At 67.6% G+C, this 21,336-nt stretch carries 16 protein-coding genes; 6 read left to right on the top strand and 10 right to left on the bottom strand.

Annotated features, from left to right (window positions below):
• Window positions 1–267: 267 nt before the first annotated feature.
• The 4 genes from U1701_RS07140 to U1701_RS07125 form a co-directional block, all read right to left on the bottom strand.
• Window positions 268–1,761, bottom strand: coding sequence for a hypothetical protein (locus U1701_RS07140; protein WP_332781847.1), 1,494 nt, complete (start codon window positions 1,759–1,761; stop codon window positions 268–270).
• The gene (locus U1701_RS07135; RefSeq protein WP_332781846.1) at window positions 1,761–2,759 is read right to left on the bottom strand and encodes a thiaminase II/PqqC family protein; all 999 of its coding nucleotides are present in this window, start codon (window positions 2,757–2,759) and stop codon (window positions 1,761–1,763) included. The genes U1701_RS07140 and U1701_RS07135 overlap by 1 nt, the downstream gene beginning before the upstream one ends.
• Before the next feature lie 12 nt (window positions 2,760–2,771).
• On the bottom strand, window positions 2,772–3,761 hold the full coding sequence (locus U1701_RS07130; protein WP_332781845.1) for an iron-containing redox enzyme family protein: 990 nt from the start codon (window positions 3,759–3,761) through the stop codon (window positions 2,772–2,774).
• A gap of 81 nt (window positions 3,762–3,842) precedes the next feature.
• The gene (locus U1701_RS07125) at window positions 3,843–4,025 is read right to left on the bottom strand and encodes a hypothetical protein (RefSeq protein WP_332781844.1); all 183 of its coding nucleotides are present in this window, start codon (window positions 4,023–4,025) and stop codon (window positions 3,843–3,845) included.
• A gap of 328 nt (window positions 4,026–4,353) precedes the next feature.
• Here U1701_RS07125 and U1701_RS07120 point away from each other — a divergent pair, with 328 nt between their 5' ends.
• Together U1701_RS07120 and U1701_RS07115 are read left to right on the top strand one after the other, a co-directional pair.
• Complete coding sequence (locus U1701_RS07120) at window positions 4,354–4,614, top strand: hypothetical protein (RefSeq protein ID WP_332781843.1); 261 nt, start codon at window positions 4,354–4,356, stop codon at window positions 4,612–4,614.
• A gap of 175 nt (window positions 4,615–4,789) precedes the next feature.
• Complete coding sequence (locus tag U1701_RS07115; RefSeq protein ID WP_332781842.1) at window positions 4,790–6,070, top strand: PQQ-dependent sugar dehydrogenase; 1,281 nt, start codon at window positions 4,790–4,792, stop codon at window positions 6,068–6,070.
• A gap of 77 nt (window positions 6,071–6,147) precedes the next feature.
• On the opposite strand, the gene pelA is transcribed toward U1701_RS07115, so the two are convergent.
• Window positions 6,148–7,422, bottom strand: a complete 1,275-nt coding sequence (pelA, locus tag U1701_RS07110) for a pectate lyase (protein WP_332781841.1) — start codon at window positions 7,420–7,422, stop codon at window positions 6,148–6,150.
• A gap of 186 nt (window positions 7,423–7,608) precedes the next feature.
• On the opposite strand from pelA, the gene U1701_RS07105 reads away from it, so the two are divergent.
• The 4 genes from U1701_RS07105 (at window position 7,609) to U1701_RS07090 (ending at window position 15,131) form a co-directional block, all read left to right on the top strand.
• Complete coding sequence (locus tag U1701_RS07105; protein WP_332781840.1) at window positions 7,609–8,646, top strand: pectinesterase family protein; 1,038 nt, start codon at window positions 7,609–7,611, stop codon at window positions 8,644–8,646.
• 29 nt (window positions 8,647–8,675) lie between these two features.
• Window positions 8,676–12,182 (top strand): TonB-dependent receptor domain-containing protein, encoded by a 3,507-nt coding sequence (locus U1701_RS07100; protein WP_332781839.1) that lies wholly within the window; start codon window positions 8,676–8,678, stop codon window positions 12,180–12,182.
• 88 nt (window positions 12,183–12,270) lie between these two features.
• Window positions 12,271–13,527, top strand: a complete 1,257-nt coding sequence (locus U1701_RS07095; protein ID WP_332781838.1) for a family 43 glycosylhydrolase — start codon at window positions 12,271–12,273, stop codon at window positions 13,525–13,527.
• Window positions 13,524–15,131 carry a family 43 glycosylhydrolase gene (locus U1701_RS07090; RefSeq protein WP_332781837.1) on the top strand — a complete coding sequence of 536 codons (1,608 nt, stop codon included), beginning with the start codon at window positions 13,524–13,526 and terminating at the stop codon, window positions 15,129–15,131. The genes U1701_RS07095 and U1701_RS07090 overlap by 4 nt, the downstream gene beginning before the upstream one ends.
• 12 nt (window positions 15,132–15,143) lie before the next feature.
• On the opposite strand, the gene U1701_RS07085 is transcribed toward U1701_RS07090, so the two are convergent.
• From U1701_RS07085 to U1701_RS07065, 5 genes are all read right to left on the bottom strand, one after another.
• A complete protein-coding gene (locus U1701_RS07085; protein ID WP_332781836.1) occupies window positions 15,144–17,216 on the bottom strand; it encodes a prolyl oligopeptidase family serine peptidase in 2,073 nt (690 codons plus the stop codon).
• Between the two features lie 52 nt (window positions 17,217–17,268).
• Window positions 17,269–18,576, bottom strand: a complete 1,308-nt coding sequence (locus U1701_RS07080) for a metal-dependent hydrolase family protein (protein WP_332781835.1) — start codon at window positions 18,574–18,576, stop codon at window positions 17,269–17,271.
• Window positions 18,577–18,653: 77 nt separating this feature from the next.
• Window positions 18,654–19,589: a class I SAM-dependent methyltransferase gene (locus U1701_RS07075; RefSeq protein WP_332781834.1), complete on the bottom strand. Its 936-nt coding sequence runs from the start codon at window positions 19,587–19,589 to the stop codon at window positions 18,654–18,656.
• Window positions 19,576–20,319, bottom strand: coding sequence for a methyltransferase domain-containing protein (locus U1701_RS07070; RefSeq protein ID WP_332781833.1), 744 nt, complete (start codon window positions 20,317–20,319; stop codon window positions 19,576–19,578). Before U1701_RS07070 ends, U1701_RS07075 begins: the two co-directional genes overlap by 14 nt.
• Window positions 20,319–21,314, bottom strand: coding sequence for an iron-containing redox enzyme family protein (locus U1701_RS07065; protein ID WP_332781832.1), 996 nt, complete (start codon window positions 21,312–21,314; stop codon window positions 20,319–20,321). The genes U1701_RS07070 and U1701_RS07065 overlap by 1 nt, the downstream gene beginning before the upstream one ends.
• Between the last annotated feature and the right edge of the window lie 22 nt (window positions 21,315–21,336).

Here is a 21,336-nt window from a genome sequence, read left to right as displayed (position 1 = left end):
CCCTCTGTCGTCGTCGCGGCGGTCTTGGCGTCCGCTGAGGGGAGGATGCGCGTCCTATCGCCCCCGACGCAAGCGCTCGCGCGCCGGTCTTCGCCGTTTTGGCCGAGTTCCGCGAAGATCAACCCTGATAGCGACACGCTTCGTCGGTACTATCGAACGCAGGCCCGCGGTTGCGGTCGTTTTTCCGTCCGAAGCCCGATGTCTGCGATGCCGCGCAGGTAAAACGCGGACCTCAGTGTACTGCGCAGGCCTGCCGGCGTTGGGCGATTACGACACCAGCTGGCCCGCGGACGACAGTCGGCGACCGAGCGGACCTTGCAGGTGGAGCGCCGCCTGCGGTCCGTAGTAATCGGTTATCCCGCCCCAGGCGCGGTGGTTGAGTTCGAGCAGAAACAGGATGCGGCGGATGACGCGCGCCTGCGTCGCGGGCGGTACCGCCGCGATGTGTTCGAACGCGTCGCGCGCGATGCTGTTGTGGTTCAGATCCTCGTTCAGCTCGTCATGATCGCCCGCGAGGTCGCTGAACGCGGGGTTGGTGCGGGCGACCGCGGCGAGGCGGAGCGACATCTTGGGCGGTTCGCCGAACACCCCTTCGATCACCATGATCGACGCGCACGACGTGACCGGATCGGTCTGCGCGACGAGGGTAAGCAGATCGACGAACGCGAAGTGCAGCGGTAGCGGTACCGCGCGATCGAGCGCGGCCTGGGTGATGCCGAGCGTCTCGCACGTCGTGCTTTCGAGCGCCTCGTGCCCCACTTCCTCGCCATAATAGCGGAACATCATCGCGCGTAACGGCGCGATCAGCCTGCGGCTGAGGTTCGGGGCGATGATCTCCACGAAGCGGCAGGTGACGTGATATTGTTCGATGAACGGCCCCGCGATCAGCGGCGACCAGCGGTCACCCAGCGTGTCGAGCGCCGTGACATACGGGTTCTGGCCCCAGGCGCCGAGCGCGCTGCGCGTCAATATCTCGACGCGGCGCATGAACTCGAGGCCGGGCAGCATCGGCAGATCGGGGATCGGCGGGGTGGCAAAGCGCATCGCGGCGTCGCCGGTCGAATCGACCAGCGCTCGGCCGACGAGCCAGAGGTGTGATTCCAGATCGCGCGGATCGTAGAGCGCAAGCGCTTCCATGACCGCGTCGCTTTCGGGCAGTTCGGCCTCCCCGCCGGCCAGCCGCGCGAGCATCACGCCGACCGCAACCAGAGTGAGCGGTGCGGATCGGCGGAAATAGGCGCATTCGGCGATGATCAACGCGAGGAAGAAATTGGGCTGGACGTCGGCATCGAACGGATCGCCCGCGGTGCCGATCCGGTCGCCGGGCAGGTCCGCGTCCGCCTCCACCCGCAGCAGCGCGGCATGCTCGGCGAGGCGGACGCGCCGCGCCGGCGACAAACCCGCCTGGATGGCGGAGATGGTACCGGCGATGCAGCATTCGATCGCGGCGATCCGCGCGGCCAGCGCCTCGCGGGTCCCGTCATGGCTCTCGCGGATCAGGGCGCGGCTGTCGAGGAACGCGCCGAGTGCGCCCCAGCCGTCGGCGCCCGCCTGCCGCATCAGATCCCAAAGCGGAGCGCCGCTGTCGCGCAAGGTTGCAAGTTCTGCTGCCATCCGAGCGGCGGCGTCGGTGTCATCGACCGCGAGCCGATACTGCGCGTCGCCCTGCCTCAGCGTGATCGCGGGCGCATCGGACGCGAGTTCGATCGCGTCAACGCACAGCCGGGGCGCGCGGTAGCGGTGGAAGGTCCAGAGATCCATCAGGCGTCCTCGAAGAGGCGCGCGACCGTCGCGCGGGGCTGGGCGTAGAAGGCGAGGATCTGCTCCTCCTGCTGGATCATCGTCTCGATCATCAGCGCGACGTGGCGTTTGACGACGACGGCCGCTTCGCGGTCGACGACGGCTTCGAGCGCCATCAGGTCACGCGAGATGTCGGCATGGTCGTAATCCGCGTTGAGATCGGCATGGTCGCGCAGCGGCAGATAGAAGGCGGCGGGCAGATCGAGCGCGCGGCAACGCTCGTCGAACGCGTCGACGAAGGCGGTCTGCGCGACCTCGAACAGGAACAGCACCGCCTTGAACGACAGCGGGTGCTGGCGCGCATAGACGCCGAGCGCGGCGCACAGCGCGAAGGTGGCGGGCAGCGGCTGGTGCGCCTCCAGCTCGGCGGCCGTGAGGCCGACGGCTTCCAGCGCGCGTGCCAGGAACGCGTCATGCCCGAGTTCGGATTTGAGGAAACCCTGGAGCAGGTCGCGGTCGCGCGGCGTCCTCGCGGTGGCGAGCGCCGGGCCGATCAGACCGGGGGCCGCCTTGACGATGTAGAAATATTCCAGCGCATAGCCGATCAGCTGGTTGCGCGTGGCGCGGCCCTCGACCAGCGCGGTGTGGAAGGTCGAGCGGGCGACGCGGTGCGTCACGCGCTCGGCGATCCGGCGGATCTCGCGGTACAGCTGCGCGCCGCTCATGAGCCCCTCGGTACGCGGTTCGGATTCGACGAGCATGCGGATCGCATCGAACTGCTGGAGCAGCGCCGGGACTTTCTCGGCGATTTCGGGAACGCTCGCGATCATCGTGTCGATCGCGACCCCGCCTGCCGCGAGATGATCCATCAGCCGCGCCACCGCGGGCGCCTCCGCGGTCTCGAACGCGAACGCGCATTTCGTCTCTCGCATGCGAAGGGTGGCTTCGTTCGGTCCGACCTCGGTCGTGACCCCGGGGCGGAACTTGGGCTGGCTGAGCCCGGCGATGGTGGTGTCCATGCTATCGTGCCCTCACAGTTCGGAGAGGCGGCGCAGCAGGGGCGCGTCGCCGGTATAGTGGCGCCAGACGCCGGTGTAGAACGCGTCGTACAGGTCAACGAACAGCGGCATCTGCGCCTTTAGCCGGCGCACGTCGGCCTCCGCGACCGCCGGGATCTGCTGGAAGATCAGCCGGGTGAGGTTGCCGTGGCCTGCGCCGATATTGATGTTCGCGTGCGTGCGCAGCGGGCCGACAAAGGCATCGTCCATGCCGACGCGGGTGCATGCCTCGATAAAGCTGTCCTCCTTCATGCCCTGGCCTTCGAGCAGGCCGAGCGTCGCGAAGAAGAACAACGGATCGTTGTGCGCCCAGTAGGCGAGCGCGTTGCACAGCGCCATCGTCTCGGGGAGCGGGATGGCGTCCTGCATGTCCGCATAGCTGAGCCCGACATGGTTCAGCGACCGCAGCAGGATCTCGTCATGGCCATATTCTTCGGAGAAGAACTCGTTGAGCAGCAACCGGACTGCGGTGTTGGGGACATAGGACAGCACCGGCGCGTCGAAGTAGCTTTCGCGGAACAGGAAATGCCAGTTCTCGATGACCATGCCGGTGGCGAGCCGTTGCGGCAGGTCGCCCGGCGCGGTGGCGGCGAGGCAGGTCTGCCAGAACAGGTTGCGGTAGATCGTCGTCTTGCAGCGCGCCTCGACCAATTCCTCCAGCTCCAGAATCACCTCGGATCCGGAGCGGAAGGCGGGAAGCGACGGGTCGTCGATCAGCCCGAACCCTTCGAGCGATGCGACGAGCGCCTCGGCGGCTTCGCGCGGCAGCGTCGGCTCGTCCGCGACGATCCGGTCGAGCGTGGTCGCGCCGTCCATCCGCCGCAGCGTACGTTCGAGCACCGCCTGCGGCACGTCGCGCGCGACCAGCGTGTGGCGGTCGCCGAGCGTCAGCGCGGTACCGCCGACACGGAGTTCGGCGTTGAGCCGGGGGCGGCCGATGCTTTGGGTGTCTTCGATCTGCACGATATCGTCCCGTCGCAGAGGCGACGTCCGGCATGGCCGGCAGCGCGGGGAGCATCGCGCGACCGGCCAGCAGCGGACGCGTCAGAGGTGGATGGCGATCAGGGTCGGGTGGCCATCGGCCTTCTCGACCGTGAACAGGAAATGCTTGCCCCCGAGCGTACCGGTGTTGATGTACAGATCGGCCTTCTTTCCGTCGAAAGTATTGCGCGCCGGGTCGGCGGTCTTGACCTCATGAACGGTCGGATGTGAGGCAGCTGCAGACATGATGTCCTCCATTGTCGTGGCGTCGGCTTCGTCGAGCCGACTGCAACAAGAGGTCCACCGGTTCGCGACTTCAATCAATCAACGACGTCTCCATTGTGGCGAGAACGCGAATACTGTTCTCCGCGGCGCTACGTCCGAAACGGTTCAACCCGTCACAATAACGCGGCGATATCGCGCGCATGCTTTTCAGACCGGGCGACCCATCCGATCGGTGTCACCAAGGAGTCGCCGATGGCGCGTATGAAGATTCGCGCACGGGGGCACGGTGCGCGACGCATGGGTCAATTGTGCGCGGTCGGTGGCGCCGCCGGGGGGAGGGATCATACCGATGACCACGATCGCGCTTCCCGCCGCCAAGGCTGCGGAGCCGGCGGTGACGATCCCGTCGCCTGCGACCCCGCTCCCCGCGACCCTGCTCGACGCGACCGCGGACTGCGACTTCAGTGGCGACGGACGGCTATGTCCCCGCGCCGAGCGGTCCGCCTGGGCGTGCCGTAGCTTCTATCTGGCGATCCCCGCTTGTGCGATTCTGATAGTGGCGGTCGCCATCGTTCGACTGATCGGCCGGCTGCACAGAGCTCTGCGATAACCCGAACTGCTCGGGCGGCGCTTGCCCGCGTGCCTCATGTCCGACCGGCCCGCCCAGCCGCCCCGATCATTCGGTTCGCGACCGGATACCATTCCGAGCCTGCGGACGCGCTTCCAGGTCTAGCTTGTTAACTCCGGTTGAGGCAGACAAGCCATTCTTGTTGAAAGGATATTCCGTGCTGCGTTCCCCATTGATCGGGCTGACCACGATGGTGATGCTATCCGGCTGCGGTTCGTCGGAACCCGCTCAGCAGACTACTCAGCAGACCGGCACTGCCACGGCGGCGAAGCCCCCGGTGAACTATGGTGGCGCAAAGCCCGCGTCCGCCAAGCCATTCAAGGCCACGCCCGTCGCGACGTTCGACACGCCATGGGCGCTGGCGTTCCTGCCTGACCAGACGATGCTCGTGACCGAAAAGTCCGGCGGACTGTGGCTCGTCACCGCCGCGGGCGCGAAGACGCCAGTAAGCGGCGTGCCGCCGGTCCATTTCGACGGGCAGGGCGGGCTGCTGTTCGTCGCCACGGCACCCGATTTCGCGCAGACGCGCCAGGTCTACCTCACCTATTCAGAACCCGGCGAGGGCGGTGACGGACTGGCGCTCGCACGGGCCACGCTCGACGCCGCCGACGGCAAGCCCGCGCTGAAAGATCTCAAGGTGATCTGGCGGCAATTGCCGCGCGGCAACGGTGGACAGTTCGGTGGCTACATCGCGTTTTCGCCCGACGGCCAATATCTGTTCCTCACCTCGGGCGAACGGCAGCGTTTCACCCCGGCGCAGGACCCCAACCAGGCACTCGGCAAAATCCTGCGGCTGACGCTCGATGGCAAGCCGGCGGCTGGCAATCCGGGAGCGGGGAAGGTTGGCACGACCACGATCGGGGTGATCGATCCACCGGCCAATACGGGTTCGGCAGCTACCGCGCCGGTTCGCAACGCTACGATTCCCGCACCGAACCTTACGCCCGCGGAAACCTGGTCGACCGGTCACCGCAATCCTTACGGCCTGGCGTTCGATTCCAAGGGGCAGCTCTGGGAAACCGAAATGGGGCCGCAGGGCGGTGACGAGCTGAACCTCATCGAACCGGGCAAGAATTACGGCTGGCCGATCGTGTCGTACGGCAAGAACTACGACGATACGCCGATCGCATCGCATCGCGACGACACCCGCTTCCAGAAACCCGCGCTGTACTGGGACCCGGTCATCGCGCCCGCTGGCTTTGCATTCTACGCCGGAAACATGTTCCCGCAATGGCGTGGATCCGCGCTCGTCGGCGGCCTTGCGTCGTCGGCGCTCGTGCGGATCGCGTTCGACGGCGATGCCCCGCGCGAAGCGGAACGCTGGGACATGGGCGCACGCATCCGCGCGGTGATGACGGGGCCCGATGGCGCGGTCTGGATCCTCGAAGACGGCGCGGGCGGGCGCCTGTTGCGCCTGACGTCCACGCGCAGCGGCTGAGCGCCCAACTTCGGCCGCGTTCGAAATCGAGCTGTCTAGACGAGGCTGACACCGGTGTCCGCAAGACCTCTCGGCGTTCAGCCGCGAGCCCGCCATTTCGCGTAGGCCGCGGCGACACCGTTGCCGGCCGTACCGAACCAGGAATAGCCGTTGCGGCGTTCGAGGCTGATCGCGTTCACGTCATCGTGGATCGCCCGGTCGCGGTCGCCGAAGATCGGCGTTTCGCGTGAGGGATCGTAGAAGCGCGCCCATAGGGGGGCGGCGCCCGGGCGGGGCATCAAGCGGCGTCCTTCCGGTCCGGTGGCCTTCGTCCAGGCGACGTCGCGGATCGCGTGCGTAACGAACCAGTACGCCCCGGCCTCGATCGCGGCCCGCATCGCGGGCGAAGGGTTGGGTTGGCGCATCAGGAAGCGGAGCACTGCCGCGCTCTCGGCGGTCGCCAGCGCTTCGGGTTCGAAATTGCGCGCGCCGACGGGACGGCGGCTTACCGGATCATATTGCTGTGCCCAGATGGTGCGCCGGTCGCCGATCACGACCTGCGTATCGATCAACGTCGCGATCGCTCGCTGCGCTGTGCTGCCCGCCGCGGCGCGGACGGAAGGCGGAACGAAGGCGTAGTCGCCGGTTCCCGCCGCGGCGCGTTGGAGCAGCTCGGTCGCCTTCACCATCGTGTCGTCGTTCAGCGTCAGTGCGTCGTGATACCCGCCCTGCAGCGGATAGACCTGCGGCCAGCCGCCACCTGGGAATTCGGCGGCGAGCAGATAGGCGATGCCTCGCGCAAACGCTGCGCGATAGCGGTCGCCGCCGGCGCCCGGGCTGGCCGCCTGAACGCGGGCGAGGAACATGAGCTCGGTCGTCGTCGCATCATTGTCGAGCGTGCCGACGAAGCTCCATCCGCCCGCCAGATCGGCGGCGGCAAACGCGCCCGCCTTGCCGTCATGGGGCAGGTACATCTGGCCGCGAACGCGGGGGGGCGCGGTCCGATCCTGGTTCTTGCCCCAACCGCCCGCCGGGGTCTGAAAGCTGACGATATTGTCGGCAACCGCGCGCGCGGACTCACCGGCGTACCAGGTGGCGTCGCGATCGAGCGGCATCGTCGCGGCGCTGCCTTCCGGTGGGGGCGTCGGAGTCTGCGCGAGCCCGCTGCGCTCGGTCGCGAGCGCGGTCTTGTCGCGTGCCATCGCCACGGATGAGCGGGCCAGATAGACCTGCCAGCCCTTGCGCGCCGCGGGCGGCAAAGTGCTCAGGCGATCCGCGGTGAGCGAGGGCGGGGTCGTCATATGGCCGATGACCGCCGCGGCCAGCGGGGCCGTGGTGGTTACGGCCAGCCACGCCAAAATCAAACGCCTCATCGTCGGACCCTCCCGGACTATTCTTGTTTGCGAACTCCATAATGACGCTTCCTGACACCGGTGCCAATAAAAGCTTGCAGCGTGCGGCGAATCGGGTAGCTCTAGCGGCAACACAAGAGCTCGACAGAGCCGGTGGGGGGAGGATGGGGCATGTCGGATAAACCGGCCTGTAAACAACAGCTTGTCGTGAGACGGCGTGCCGTGCTGGCCGGAATGGCGGCTGGCGTCGGGCTGTTGCCGTCGCGCGCCGCTGACGCCGGTGCCGCGCACCAGAGCCTTCGAGTCGCGAGCGATGGTACCGGTATCACCACGATCGCCGCGGCGCTCGACCGTGCCGCTGCGCTGTCCGGCCCGGTGCAGATCGACGTAGAACCAGGCACATATCGGGAGAAGCTGCACGTCGCACGGCCTGGCGTGACGCTAGCCGGAACCGGGCCCGGCGTGGTCATCGTCTATGGCGCGGCGGCGGGACACCGGGCGCCCGACGGCAAACCCTATGGAACCGGCCGCACCGCGACGCTGACCGTCGATACCGCCGACGTCACGCTGCGCGATATCACCATCCGCAACGACTTCGACTATATCGCCGATACCGTCAGCCACGCGAGCGGCGGCGCGCAGGCCGTCGCGCTGTCGATCGCACGCACCGCCGACCGTGTCGCCGTCGAGCGTTGCGCGATCGAGGGCTATCAGGACACGCTTTACGTCGACGCGCGCGCGCTGTTTCGGCGCTGCCGGATCGTCGGCGGGGTCGACTTCATCTTCGGTGGCGCAGCGGCGGTGTTCTCCGGGTGCGAGATCGTCACGCGCCACGTTCCGAAAGCCATCGACAACGGCTTTGTCGCAGCACCGAGCACGCTCGCCAGCGACCGCTTCGGGCTGGTGTTCGATCGCTGCCACCTGACGCGCGAGGCCGGCGTCCCGGACGGATCGACCTGGCTGGGGCGACCATGGCGTGCGGGCGGCAACATGGCGATCCTCGGCGCCGCGGCCTTTCTGCGGTGCCACCTCGATGCGCACATCAAGGCCGAGGGCTGGACGGGGATGGGGTTCACCGACCCCGCGGGTGTCCGCCGCACACTGGCACCCGAGGACGCGCGGCTGTTCGAGTTGCGGTCGCGCGGGCCGGGCGCCGGGCCCGCCGCGCCGACCCGCCGGCGGCTGACCGACGCGCAGGCCGTCGGCTTCACGCACGACGCAATTCTACAAGGCTGGGCTCCATGAGGGCGCCGGTCACACACAGGGAGATGGGTATGACGTACAAGACGACCACGCTCGTCCGGATCGGTGCATCGCTGGGATCGCTCGCGCTCGCCGGCCTGTTCGCCGGCGCGGCAGCAGCGCAGGAGCAGGCGGGTCCCGTGCCGCCGACGGCACCGGTGCAGCAGACGGTTCCCGATGCGGCTTCGCGCGCCAACGACACCGGTGCCAATACGACCCAGACCGCGTCGACCACGGCCGCCGCGGAGGGTGAGGACGCGACGCCCGACATCATCGTCACCGGCTTTCGCGCATCGATCCAGAGCTCGCTCAACGACAAACGCTATTCGGACGTCCAGATCGACGCGATCAATGCGCAGGACATCGCCGATTTCCCCGACGCGAACCTTGCCGAGTCGCTCCAGCGCCTGCCCGGCGTGTCGATCGACCGCGACAATGGCGAAGGGCGCGGCATCACCGTCCGCGGGCTGGGCGGCGACTTCAACCGGACCCGGCTGAACGGCATCGAGGCGCTGTCGACCGCCGGGTCGAACGATTCCGGCACCAGCCCGAACCGCAGCCGCTCGTTCGATTATTCGACCTTCGCGTCGGAACTGTTCAGTTCGTTGAAGGTGCAGAAGACCCCGTCGGCGGAAACCGACGAGGGGTCGCTGGGCGCGACGATCGATCTCGAAACCGGCCGGCCGTTCGACTTCAAGGGCACCCGAATCGGCGGCTCGGCGACCGCGAGTTATAACGAGAACAGCAAGAAGACCAATCCGCGCCTCGCCGGGCTTGCCTCGTTCCGCTTCGGCGCGGACAAGCGGATGGGGATTTTGTTTTCGGGGGCCTATAACAAGACCGTCAACGTTATCGATCAATATGCCCGCGGCGTCGGGGCGTCGGATTATCTGTATCGCAGCAGCCAGTTCGTCGGCGAAGGCGCGACGCAGCGCGCGGGGTTCTCCGCCCCGGCCGGCGCGCTGACCTATGCCAATCCCGACGCCACCGCGTTCCAGACCGGGTCGGACCCGGCGGCCTATGCCAAGCTCTATCCGGGCGCGCCCTACAACACGCCCGGCCGGTTCGACGATTCGACCGTGCGAATCCCAGCGCTGCCGTCGCTGACGCACCAGGTCGTCCGCAACCAGCGGCTGGGCCTGACCGGCGCCTATCAATGGGACGTCACCGACAAGACGCGGATCTCGATCGACGGCCTCTATTCGCGATTCCACAACGAGAGCGAGAACGACCAGCTGTCGCCGGTGGGTCTCAACCGCAACAACACGAATGCGGCGTTCAACACCGCCAATGGCCGGCTGACTCCGATCAACGCCCGTGCGGCCTATCCTGGGTTGTGCACCCCGGCGGCGGGCAGCGCCATCGCGGTGTCGCAGGATTGCAGCCAATCGACCTATGGCACCACGCCGGCGTTCGCGACCGCGCTGAACGCACAGGGGCAGTTGGTGCCATCGGTGCTGGGCGCGGCGGCGGTGGTGCCCGGCGGGGTCAATCCGACCAACGCCAACATCTTTTCGACCAACCCCTACAACCTCGATCCCTATGACTATTACAACAACCCGAATTCGGTCGGGTACGTCGCGTCGCGCAACGGCCTTGGCTATCGCGGCCAGTTGATCGGGCGCCCGGGTGTCGACGTGCTCGACGCCAACGTAACCAACGGGCTCGCGGACTATCTGAAGCTGCGCAACGTCGACATGCGATCGGCGGTCGATTACGCCGAATACACCACCAAATTCTGGCAGGGTACGTTCCGCCTCGATCACGAATTCGCCGACAATTTCAAGATGGCGGCGATCTATGGCCGGTCGAAGTCGGTGAACCGGTCGACCGGGTTGCTGGTCGAATTCAACCGGATGGATTCGCCCGAAACCTTCACCTTCGACGATCGCGCGGGCGGCCCGATGCCGGTGATGGATTTCGGCTTCGACGTCGCCGATCCCGCGAACTGGCAGACGGTGAAGGGCTTCTCCGCGATCCGCCATTATCAACGCTATGTCAGCAACACCTATGAATCGATGCGCGCGGACTTCGATTGGCAGGTCAACGACCAGTTCAACATCGGTTTCGGCGGGACGCTGCGGCGCTTCGGGTTCGAAACCTCGCAGGGCGAACGCAACACCGACACGCTCAATCCCACCTTACTCGAAGCGGGCTCGACCACGGCTGCGAACAGCAAGCTGGTGTCGTTCGGCAAGGGCCTTCAGACGCCGGAAGGGACCGTGTCGAGCTTCCTCGTCCCCGATCTCGACAAGTTCAACGACCTGCTCGGCTTCCAGTGCGACTGCATCAACAAATATGGCGACTGGCGCCTGACGACGAAGCGCAACGGCGGCTCCGCGAACTTCGGCGTCGATGAATATGACAAGGGGCTGTACCTGCAGTTCGACTTCAACACCGAACTGCTCGGTCGGTCGCTGCGCGGCAACGCCGGCACGCGGGTCGCCTTTACCAGCGTGCGGTCGAGCGGCACGTCGCAGGCGGGGCGCCCGATCATCGGGACCAACGACTATACCGACTGGCTGCCGTCGCTGAACCTGAACTACGAGATCGTCCGCAACCTGATCCTGCGCGTCGGCGCGTCCAAGGTGATGGCGCGGCCTCTGCTCGGCAATCTGTCGCCGACCATCACGTCGATCTCGGTCCCCAGCAACGGCGACAACCAGGGCGCGTCGTTCACCATCGGCAACCCGCAGCTGGCGCCGTTCCGGTCGAGCAACATCGATCTCAGCGCGGAATGGTATTTCACGCCGAGCAGCCTGTTGTCGGTGGCCGTGTTCCGCAAGGACATCGCCAACTTCCCGCAGACGGTACTGTTCGCAGCGCCGCTGTCGCAGTTCGTCGACGAGGCGACGCGCGCCGCGATCCGCGCGCAATACACCAACGCCAACCAGCAGGCCTATATCGACGCCAACTATCCGTTCATCGCGCGCCAGTATCGCGACGCGCCGGGGGGGTACATCAAGGGCGTCGAATTCAACTTTCAGCAGAACCTGACCTTCCTGCCGTGGATGTTCCGCAATTTGGGCGTGCTGTTCAACTACACGCACATCCAGTCCGAGCTGAACTATATCCTCGATCCGGGGGCGGTCAGCGCGGCGGGGGTCCAGACCCGGCCGCAGCTGTTGGGGAAGGGGCCGTTCCTGGGCGTCTCGCCCGATGCGATCAACGCGACGCTGTTCTACGAGACCAAGGGGTTCCGTGCCCGCGTCTCGGTGTCGCAGCGTGCCGGCTACAGCACCACCTATCCGCTCGCAGCGGGATCGTGCAGCCCGGGGCTGACGACGGTCGGCACCGGCGCGATCGAGACGGTCGGATGCGACAGCCCGCTGATCAACGATTTCGGGTTCAGCGAGTCGACGACCAATATCGACGCGTCGATCAACATCAACCTGGTGACCGGCCTGTCGATTTCGGCGGAGGGGCTGAACCTGACCAACCAGACCAGCAACCGCTACGCCTATGATGGGCAGGAAGCGGTGTCGCAATATGGCAGCTCGGGCCGCGTCTACCGCGTCGGTGCGCGTTTCAGCTTCTGAGCGACTTACATGTTCCCCACACCCCGGGGGCCTGAGCCCCGCCGACCGGAGTCGGGACGCGGGGCTCTCTTGTCTTGAGGTGGTTGCCATGAAGCGTCGCGATGTGCTGATCGGAGGACTGGCGCTGGCCGGCACCGCGGCGGCGCGATCGGCATCGTCGCAGGGGGCGCAGCCCTATGGACCGGCGCCGCTGCCGGGCAGCAAACGCGCGCCCGACGCGGACGACAGCGGCCGGATGGTACCCGCACCGCGCGCCGGCTATTGGCCGTTCAGCGGAACGAGTGGGCCCGGGCGGCGCGCCACCGCGGCCAGCGCCAGCGGCGGCTGGACCAGCGGCATGCCCGACGTCCGCTACAAGGGGCCGAACCCGCCGCGATACCCGGTCGCGCCGTGGAACGACGCTGATGGCGGGACCGCGGTGAAGGCGGGCCTGCTGCCGCGGATCAGGCCGCTGCACGACGTCCATATCCGCGATACGATCGTCTGCCTGGGCGGAGACGGCTATTATTACATGACCGGATCGACCGGCGACAACATCTGGGCGGTGAACGACGGCGTCGAGCTGTGGCGGTCGAAGGATCTCGATCGCTGGGAGTATCGCGGGCTGGTCTGGTCGATCGAGCGTGACGGCCGATGGGAAAGACAGTGGCGGATGCGCGCGGGCGTGCCGTTCCGCGCGCTATGGGCGCCGGAAATCCACTTCATCCGCGGCAACTACTATATCTGCCACTCGATCAGCCGCGCTGGGCTCGCGGTGTTGAAGAGCAGCACGGGGCACCCCGAGGGGCCTTACGCCCACGCCTTCTCGCCCGACGCCCCGATCCGCCGCAGCATCGACGCGACTCTGTTCGACGACGGCAGCGCGGTGTGGCTGACCTATGGATCGGCGGACGAGATCGTCCAGCTGAAAGACGATCTGTCGGGGCTCGCCGGGGACTGGCAAAAGATGACCGCGACCCAATGGGACAATGATCCGCGGCACCACCGGGCGCCCTGCGGTCCGGACGGCTGCCGCAAGTTCGGCTATGAAGGCGCGACGATGTTCGTCCGCGACGGAGTCTATTATCTCGGTGTCGTCGATCGGTACGAGGGGCGGTATTCGTTCCGGATCTGGCTGAGCGACCGGCCGACCGGCCCGTGGCGCGAGCCGCACGAGGGGGCGCCGTGTTGCGGCGGCGGCAACATCCTGCGCGACCGCGAGGGGCGTTGGTGGCAGACCTTCTTCGGCAACGACGACGCCAGTCATTTCCGCGAAAAACCGGGTCTGGTCCGCATCGACTTCGACGCGCGCGGCCATGTGATCGTTCACCCCGACCAACCCTTTCTCATCCAGGAGCCTGCATGACCGACTTCAACCGGCGCGACGCGTTCGGGCTTGCGGCGTTGGCGGGGGGCGCCGCGCTGTTCCCCGGCACGGCGGCGACCGCTGCCTCAGCCCCGGCCATTGCCGAAGCGTCACCCTGGCGGCGCGGTTTCGAGGGCCAGCGCATCGCCGACCTAGGCGACGGGCGGTTCCTCAATCCGCTGATCGGCGGCGACCGGCCCGATCCCGCGATCCTCAAGGATGGCGCGAACTACTACATGACCTTCTCCAGCTTCGACAGCTATCCGGGGCTGACGATCTGGCACAGTCGCGACCTGGTGAATTGGCGCCCGCGCACCGCCGCGCTGACGCGCAACATCGGTGCGGTCTGGGCGGTCAGCCTGGAAAAGCACGCCGGCCGCTATTTCCTCTACATTCCGGTCAAGGCCAGTCCGAACGACATATACGTCATCCATGCCGATCATATCGACGGGCCCTGGTCCGATCCGGTCAGCCTGGGTCTGCACAGCCATATCGACCCCTGCCACGCGGTCGGCGAGGACGGATCGCGCTGGCTGTTCCTGTCGGGCGGCGACCGTATCCGGCTGGCGGCCGACGGCCTCTCGACGGTCGGCACGGTCGAGCATGTCTATGATCCGTGGCGCTACCCCGATGACTGGGACGTCGAGGGGTTCAGCCCCGAGGGTCCCAAGATCCACCGCCATGGCGGCTGGTTCTACATGATCACCGCGGTCGGCGGCACGGCGGGACCGCCGACCGGGCATATGGTGATCGTCGCGCGGTCGCGGTCGATCCACGGGCCGTGGGTCAATGATCCGGGCAACCCGATCGTCCGCACCGTCTCCACCGACGAGAAATGGTGGTCGCGCGGTCATGCCAGTCTGGTCGAAGCGCCCGACGGCAGCTGGTGGTCGGTCTATCACGGCTTTGAGAACGGGTATTGGACGCTGGGTCGCCAGGTGCTGCTCGATCCGGTGCGCTGGACCGCGGACGGCTGGTTCCGGATGACCGGGGGCGACCTGTCGCGGCCGCTGCCTAAGCCGAAGGGCGGGAAGGGTGGGGCGCACGGCCAGCCGCTGTCGGACGATTTTTCGGCGCCGTTGAAGCTTGGCGCGAAATGGAACTTCTTCCGTCCCGGTCCCGCCGAGCGCGACCGGCTGAGGATCGAGTCCGGCGCGCTGGTGATGAAGGCGAGCGGCAAGGCGCCGAGCGATTCCGCACCGCTGATGCTGATCGCGGGCGACCAGGCGTATGAATTCGAATGCGACATAGAGATCGCGCCGGGCGGCACCGCCGGGCTCGTGCTGTTCTATGACGACAAACTTTATTGCGGGCTCGGGTTCGACGAAACCCGCTTCGTCACGCATCAATATGGCATCGAACGCGGCCGTCCCGCCAATCCGCATGGGCGACGCATGACGATTCGGATCGCCAACAAGCGCCACATCGTCGCGATCCATACTTCAGGCGATGGCGGCAAGACGTGGCAGCGGTTCGACCGCGGCATGGAGGTGTCGGGATACCACCACAATGTCCGCGGCGGATTCCTGATGCTGCGCCCCGGCCTATACTCGGCGGGTGCGGGGGAGGCCCGGTTCCGCGACTTCCGGTTCCGCGCGCTGTAGCGCCGCGCCGGTTCAGGGGGTGGCGGACGGACGCGCGGCGCCGGATTGGGTCCGGTAACGATCGAACCAGGCGATGATCGCCGACGCTTTCGCCGCTGATTGCGATGGCCGCGACGTGAAGCCGCCATGGCTGGCGCCCGGCACCTTCACCAGCGCGGTCGGCACCCCGCGGATCTGCAGCGCGGCGTAATATTGCTCGGATTCGGACACCGGCGTGCGGTAATCGTCGCTGCCGACCACGACCAGGGTCGGCGTCTTGACGTTGCCGACCAGGCTGAGCGGCGAGCGGTTCCAATAGCTCATCGGGTCCTCCCATGGCAGCTTGGTGAACCAGTAGCGCGACGTGAACAGCGTGTTGTCCATCGTCAGCGCCTCGCTGACCCAGTTGATCACCGGCTTCTGCGTCGCCGCGGCCTTGAACCGGTCGGTCTTGCCGACGATCCACGCGGTCAGCACGCCGCCGCCGGAGCCACCGGTGACGAACAGATTGTCGGGATCGGCGGTGCCGTCGGCGATCGCCGCATCGACCGCGGCGATCAGGTCGTCATAGTCGGCCGAGGGGTACGCCTTGTCGATCAGGTTGGCGAATTCGGCGCCATAGGAGGTCGACCCGCGCGGGTTGGTCCACAGCACCGCATAGCCTGCCGCCGCGTAGAGCTGCATGTCGGTCGCGAAGCTCGGCCCGTAGGCGCTGTTGGGGCCGCCGTGGATCTCGAGGATCAGCGGTACGCGCCGCCCGGGTGTGCGGTTGGCCGGCGTCGCGAGCCAGGCGTCGATCGGCCGGCCGTCGGGCGCCGTGACCGCGATCTTGCGGACCGGGGCCAGCGCCTTCGCACCGGTCATTACTGCGTTTAGCTGGGTCAGCCGGCGCGCCTTGCCGCCGCTCCACACCCACAGATCGGCGGGCGCCCCCGCGTCGCCGCCGGTATAGGCGATCGCGCCGCCCTTCGAGACCGAGAATTCGCCCCCCGTATAGGGCCGGTCGAGCCCGCCGCCCTGAACGTTGTCGATCAGCGGCGTCGTCCGACCGTCGAGGCCGATCCGCGCGATCCGGCGCTGGCCGTGGTCGTCATAGCTTGCATACAGGCTGCGCGCGTCGGCGGCCCACACCGCATCCTCGATCCCGCGGTCGAGCGCGGCGGTCAGCGAACGCGGGGCAGCGGCGTCGCGGTCGCCGACATAGAGCTGGGTGTTCTCATAGCTGCGGCGTTTGTCGTCGAAGCCGAGCCAGGCGATCCGCGCGCCATCGGGCGACACCCGCGGCTGGCCATCGGGGCCGTCGCGGGTGGTTAGCGTCCGCATCGCGCCGCTCGCCACGTCGACCGCGATGACGTCCGAGTTCATCACCTGCCGTTCGGCCTCCGGCCCGCGGATCGCGGCGAAGACGATCGCGCGCCCGTCGGGCGTCCACGACAGCGGCCCGCCGTCGTCGAATGCGCCGAAGGTCAGCTGGCGTGCCGCGCCGCCCTCCGCGCCGACGACGAACAGGTGATCGCGGCCCGGCTTCACATAGCCCGGGCCGTCGTTGCGGTAGTTGACCCGGTCGATGACGGTCAGCGGCTCGGCCCATTTCGCACCCTCGGGCTTGGGCGGCGCCTTGCCGAGCGTGGTCGGCTCGCCCGCGACGGTCGCGACATAGGCCAGCCGCGTGCCGTCGGGCGACCAGGCCAGCGCCTGCGGATCGCCGGGGAAGCTCGTCACGCGCGCGCTCGCGCCGGTGGCGACCCAGCGGACGAACAGCTGCGATGCCTCGCCTTCGCTTGCCGCATAGGCGATGCGGGTCCCGTCGGGCGACCAGCGCGGGCTCGATCCCTGCGTCGCGAATGGCGACTGGCGGCCCGATGCGACGTCGACCAGCCACAACGACGATTGGACCCGATCGGTCATCACGTCGGCGGTGCGGCGGACGTAGACGATGGTGCGGCCGTCCGGGCTGATCTGAGGATCGGCGGCGATCGAGAGGCCGAACAGATCGGCACCGGTGAACACGCGCGTCGGCGCGTCGGCTGGCGCCGCGTTGGGCTGTTGCTGCGCACGGGCGGCAAGGGGGGCGGCAAGAAGCAGAAGAGCGAGGGTCAGGCGCAAGCGGGGCTCCTAGGTGAGACGAATAGGGGGACGGTCGGCCGAGGCGGCGTGGTCAGATCCCCGTCGGGCCTTTCGCGATCTTGCCGCGATGCATGACGAAATCGACGTGTTCGAGCCGGGTGACGTCCTGCAATGGCGATCCGGTCACCGCGATCAGGTCCGCGGTCTTGCCGGGGGCCAGGGTGCCGATGTCGTCGCGGCCGAGCAGGTCGGCGGCGCCGACGGTCGCGGCGGCGATCGCCTGGGTCGGGGTCAGGCCGTTCTTGACCATGAGCGCGAACTCGGTCGCGTTGTCGCCGTGTTTCGACACCCCGGTGTCGGTGCCGAACGCGACCTTCACGCCCGCTGCATAGGCGCGCCGGTGGTTGGCGGCCATCGCCGCGGCGGCAGCTTCCGCCTTAACGATCGTCGCGGGCGGCAGAGCGCCGCCGCGCGCTTGCGCAAGTGCTGCGACCGGGGCGATCTCGGTCGGCACCAGATACGCGCCCTTGGTCTTGAACAGCCGGATGGTTTCGTCGTCGAGGAACGTGCCGTGTTCGATTGAATCGACGCCCGCCTCAAGCGCAGCCTTGGTCCCCTCCGCGGCGTGGCTGTGCGCGGCGACCTTGCGGCCCAGCGTGTGCGCGGTGTCGATGATCGCGCGCATTTCCTCGGGCGTCATCGCGCGGCCCAGCCCGCCGCTGACGTTCGACAGCACCCCACCGGTCGCGGCGAACTTGATCACGCGCGCGCCGAGCGCGACCTGCGCGCGCACCGCGCGGCGGCAGTCGTCGGGGCCGTCGCACAGATTGATTTCCTTGCCGTGGACCATGTCGGCGAATTCTTCGGCGAGCCCGTTGCCACCGTCGCCATGCCCGCCGGTCACCGAGATCATCTCGCCGGCGTTGGTGATCGTCGGGCCGTCGACCGTGCCCGCGTCGATCGCATCGCGCAGCGCGCGGATCCCGCGCGGGTCGCCGCCCAGATCGCGCACCGAGGTGAACCCGGCGCGCAGCGTCGTGCGCGCATTGGCGACCGCGGTCATCTCGTCGTCGAACCGGTCGCGGTTGAGCGCTTCGAGCCGCGCGCGCATCGGGTCCCCGCCGATCCCCCAGAGATGGACATGCATGTCGACCAGCCCCGGCAACACGAACGCGTTGCGCAGATCGACCAGAGTCGCGCCCGGTTCCGGTGCGACGAAACCATCGCGCAACTCGGCCACCTTGCCGTCGCGAACGATGATCGTCGTGTTCCCGCGCGGCGACTGTCCAGGGCGGTCGAGCACCGTACCTGCCTGGATGTAGGTCGTCGTCGCGGCGGTCTGCGCGAGAGCGGGTGCCGCGACAGTGGAAGCGAGCGCGATCAGGCAGGTCTTCAGCATGTGTCATCCCCCTTTTTCGCCATGCTTGCCGAACCTAGCCGTTGCAGCAAGGACTCTTTGGCAGGTGGGCGGCGGCGCTATTGAATTGCCTGCCGGTCGAGCGACTTGGCCAGCGCCTCGGGCGTGTCGCGTAGCCCGCCGGCAATGGCGTCGTGCAGGGCCCCCGCGTCGGGAACGGCGCACCGGCGGCCGAGCGCGAACACGCTGCCGGGTCGTGTCGGCCCGCACAGCGGCCGATCGGTTACCCATTCCAGCGCCCAGCCGTGCTGCAACATCAGCAACGCCATGGTCGTGCCGGTCAGCAGCCGGCGATGGTTGTGCCCGATGGCGCCGACGTGCGCCGCCTGCCCGAGTCCGTGCGCCTCGAGCAGGAGAAGTGACTCCTCGCCCGCCGCGGCGTGGCAGCGCTGCAGCACCGCGTGCGGATCGCGGACATGTTCCAGCGATCCCATGACCAGGATCAGGTCGAACCGGTCGCGATCGATCGGCATCGTCTCGGCACTCGCCGTCACCACCGGCAGCCCGCGCGCGGCGGCGTCCGCGGTTGCGGCCTCGTCGGGGTCGATCCCGAGCACCGCCCAGCCGCGATCGACGAACGGCTGCATCATGCCCCCCGCGCCGCATCCCACGTCGAGCAAACGCCCGGTCTGCGGCAGCCAGCCGGCAAGATTGTCGAACAGCGCGGCGCCGCGGTCGACCTGATCCGCAACATAGGCTGCGCTCGGTGCCGCCGCGCCGCCGACCATCCCGCGATAGATCCGGCTGTAATAGGCGTCGTAGAATTCGGGCGCGAACCGCGGCGACTGCACCATCAATCCGCACCGGGCGCAGCACACAGTGGCAAACCGCGTGCGGAGCCCATCGGCAACGCGCGCCGTCGTCCGCAGTTCGACCGCGGCCTCGCCGGTGCACAGCTCGCAGGTGGCAGGTTGGGGAAGAGGGGCGTACGACTGCAGCCCGAGCGTGTGCAGGTACGCGGGGAGGGCGAGGACGATGTCCTCACTTGATCGCAAGGAAGCCCTCGAAACAGACATATTTGAACAGTGTCGCGATATCAACAAAGCCTGCGCGCTGCAGCAGGCTCAGGTTGCCGTCGGTGGAAAACGGTTCGAGCACGCCTTTCAGGCTGCGCGTCTTCGCAAGGATCTCCTCGGCCGAATACCCGTGGTCGAGCTTCATTTCGGTATACAGCGCGGTCGCGATGTCCTGGAAGCGCGCATCGGGCGCGCGCACTTTCTCGAACAGGATCAACGCACCGCCCCAGTTGAGTGTGGCGTAGAGGCGGTCGATGAGTTCCTGGCGACGCCGCGGCGGCACGAACTGCACGGTGTAATAGGCGATGATCAGGTCGGCGGGCTCGTAATGATGTTCGCAGATATCGCCCTCGACGAACTCGATCCCGCCGGACCCGTCGCGCTTCAGCCCGCCGCCCGCTTCCGCTTCGCGGATCATCGCGGCTTCGCGGTCGATGCCGATCCACCGCACCGTCGGCGGGTGCCGCACCGCGAGCCGGTGGATCAGCCGCCCGGTCGACGCGCCGAGATCGTAACAGGTCGATCGGTCGGACACGAAATGATCGCTGATCCGCGCGATCAGTTCGTGGCAGTCGTCATAATAGGGGATCGAGCGCTGCGCGTGCGCGACGAACTTGCCCGGCACGTCGCCGCCGAATTTCCACCGAGTCGGCTCCATGACGATGTCGTCGCCGACCGCAGGTGCGGCGGATACCGATGCGGGGCCCATCAGATCGCGCCGAACGACATCGGCTGACGCGGCAGATACGCGCCGTCGCCAGACCCGTAATAGCGCCGGATCTCGAGTCCCTGCAGGTCGAAGCCGTGTTTGAGATCGTGCAGCTTGTCGACGACGCGATCGAGCGTCGCCGCGTCATCGATATCGAAACAGTCGAGATGATCCTCGAACAGCTGCTGGTGGCCGAGCTGCGCGTCGATCTTCTGGTGCGCAAAATAGGGGGCGAGCGCACCCTTGGGCAGATCGTACCGCGTCTCGATCAGCGCCTGCGCGCCATCGGCGCCGTCGTCGGGCAGTTCCTGCGCCTCGACCAGCGCCGCCATCAGGAGCACCGATGCGGGCGCGGTGGCGAACAGGTCGCGCATCAGCCATCCGATCGCGCGGGTCGATACCAGCGGGCGGCTGTCGATCACCTCGCGGGCCGACAGACCCATATTCACCAGCGTCTCCACCACGAAGCGTTCGTGCCCGCGCTCCTCCTCGCCGTATCGGACGAGCAAGGCCTTGAGCGCCCCCTCGGGCGCCAGCGCCGCGGCCGCCGCGATCGCGTCGGGGAAGTCGCGGACATAATGATAGGTCTCGAGCAGCCAGCCGAGCAGCACCGGGCGCGGCAAGTCCTCGTCGATCAGCGCATTGCCGATGAAGTCGCGGGCCAGCTCGCCCGACCACAAGTCGACGATCCGCTTCAGCCGTTCGATCGTCGGTCGCGAGGGGTGCCCGCCGACCAGGCCGATCGTGGTCAGCGAGGCGAGCATCGCCGCGACCTGGGGCGCGGGCACATCGCTGCGCGCGGCGATGTCGGCGACGCTGTTGTGCGGCGTGCAATGCGGACGGATCCGCAGGAACGCCAGCGCCTGCTCGGTCGCGATCTCGAAACACCCGTCGGGCGTCTCGACGAAGGCGGTAGGCTCGCCCTGAGTGACCTGCCAGATATTCTCCCGCAGCCGGAGCCGATCGAACACCGAAACATCACGCGTCGCAAGCATGGCGCATCATCCATTGGAGTGA

Source organism: Sphingomonas rhamnosi (assembly GCF_036663615.1).
GTDB lineage: Bacteria > Pseudomonadota > Alphaproteobacteria > Sphingomonadales > Sphingomonadaceae > Sphingomonas.
Note: the sequence above shows the minus strand (reverse complement) of the source record. Positions and strands in the feature narration are given on the sequence as shown.

Excerpts from the sequence above, each read along its gene's own strand:
- U1701_RS07140 (WP_332781847.1), bottom strand. The coding sequence starts at position 1,761 with ATGGATCTCTGGACCTTCCACCGCTACCGCGCGCCCCGGCTGTGCGTT.
- U1701_RS07135 (WP_332781846.1), bottom strand. The coding sequence starts at position 2,759 with ATGGACACCACCATCGCCGGGCTCAGCCAGCCCAAGTTCCGCCCCGGG.
- U1701_RS07125 (WP_332781844.1), bottom strand. The coding sequence starts at position 4,025 with ATGTCTGCAGCTGCCTCACATCCGACCGTTCATGAGGTCAAGACCGCC.
- U1701_RS07120 (WP_332781843.1), top strand. The coding sequence starts at position 4,354 with ATGACCACGATCGCGCTTCCCGCCGCCAAGGCTGCGGAGCCGGCGGTG.
- pelA (WP_332781841.1), bottom strand. The coding sequence starts at position 7,422 with ATGAGGCGTTTGATTTTGGCGTGGCTGGCCGTAACCACCACGGCCCCG.
- U1701_RS07100 (WP_332781839.1), top strand. The coding sequence starts at position 8,676 with ATGACGTACAAGACGACCACGCTCGTCCGGATCGGTGCATCGCTGGGA.
- U1701_RS07095 (WP_332781838.1), top strand. The coding sequence starts at position 12,271 with ATGAAGCGTCGCGATGTGCTGATCGGAGGACTGGCGCTGGCCGGCACC.
- U1701_RS07090 (WP_332781837.1), top strand. The coding sequence starts at position 13,524 with ATGACCGACTTCAACCGGCGCGACGCGTTCGGGCTTGCGGCGTTGGCG.
- U1701_RS07080 (WP_332781835.1), bottom strand. The coding sequence starts at position 18,576 with ATGCTGAAGACCTGCCTGATCGCGCTCGCTTCCACTGTCGCGGCACCC.
- U1701_RS07070 (WP_332781833.1), bottom strand. The coding sequence starts at position 20,319 with ATGGGCCCCGCATCGGTATCCGCCGCACCTGCGGTCGGCGACGACATC.
- U1701_RS07065 (WP_332781832.1), bottom strand. The coding sequence starts at position 21,314 with ATGCTTGCGACGCGTGATGTTTCGGTGTTCGATCGGCTCCGGCTGCGG.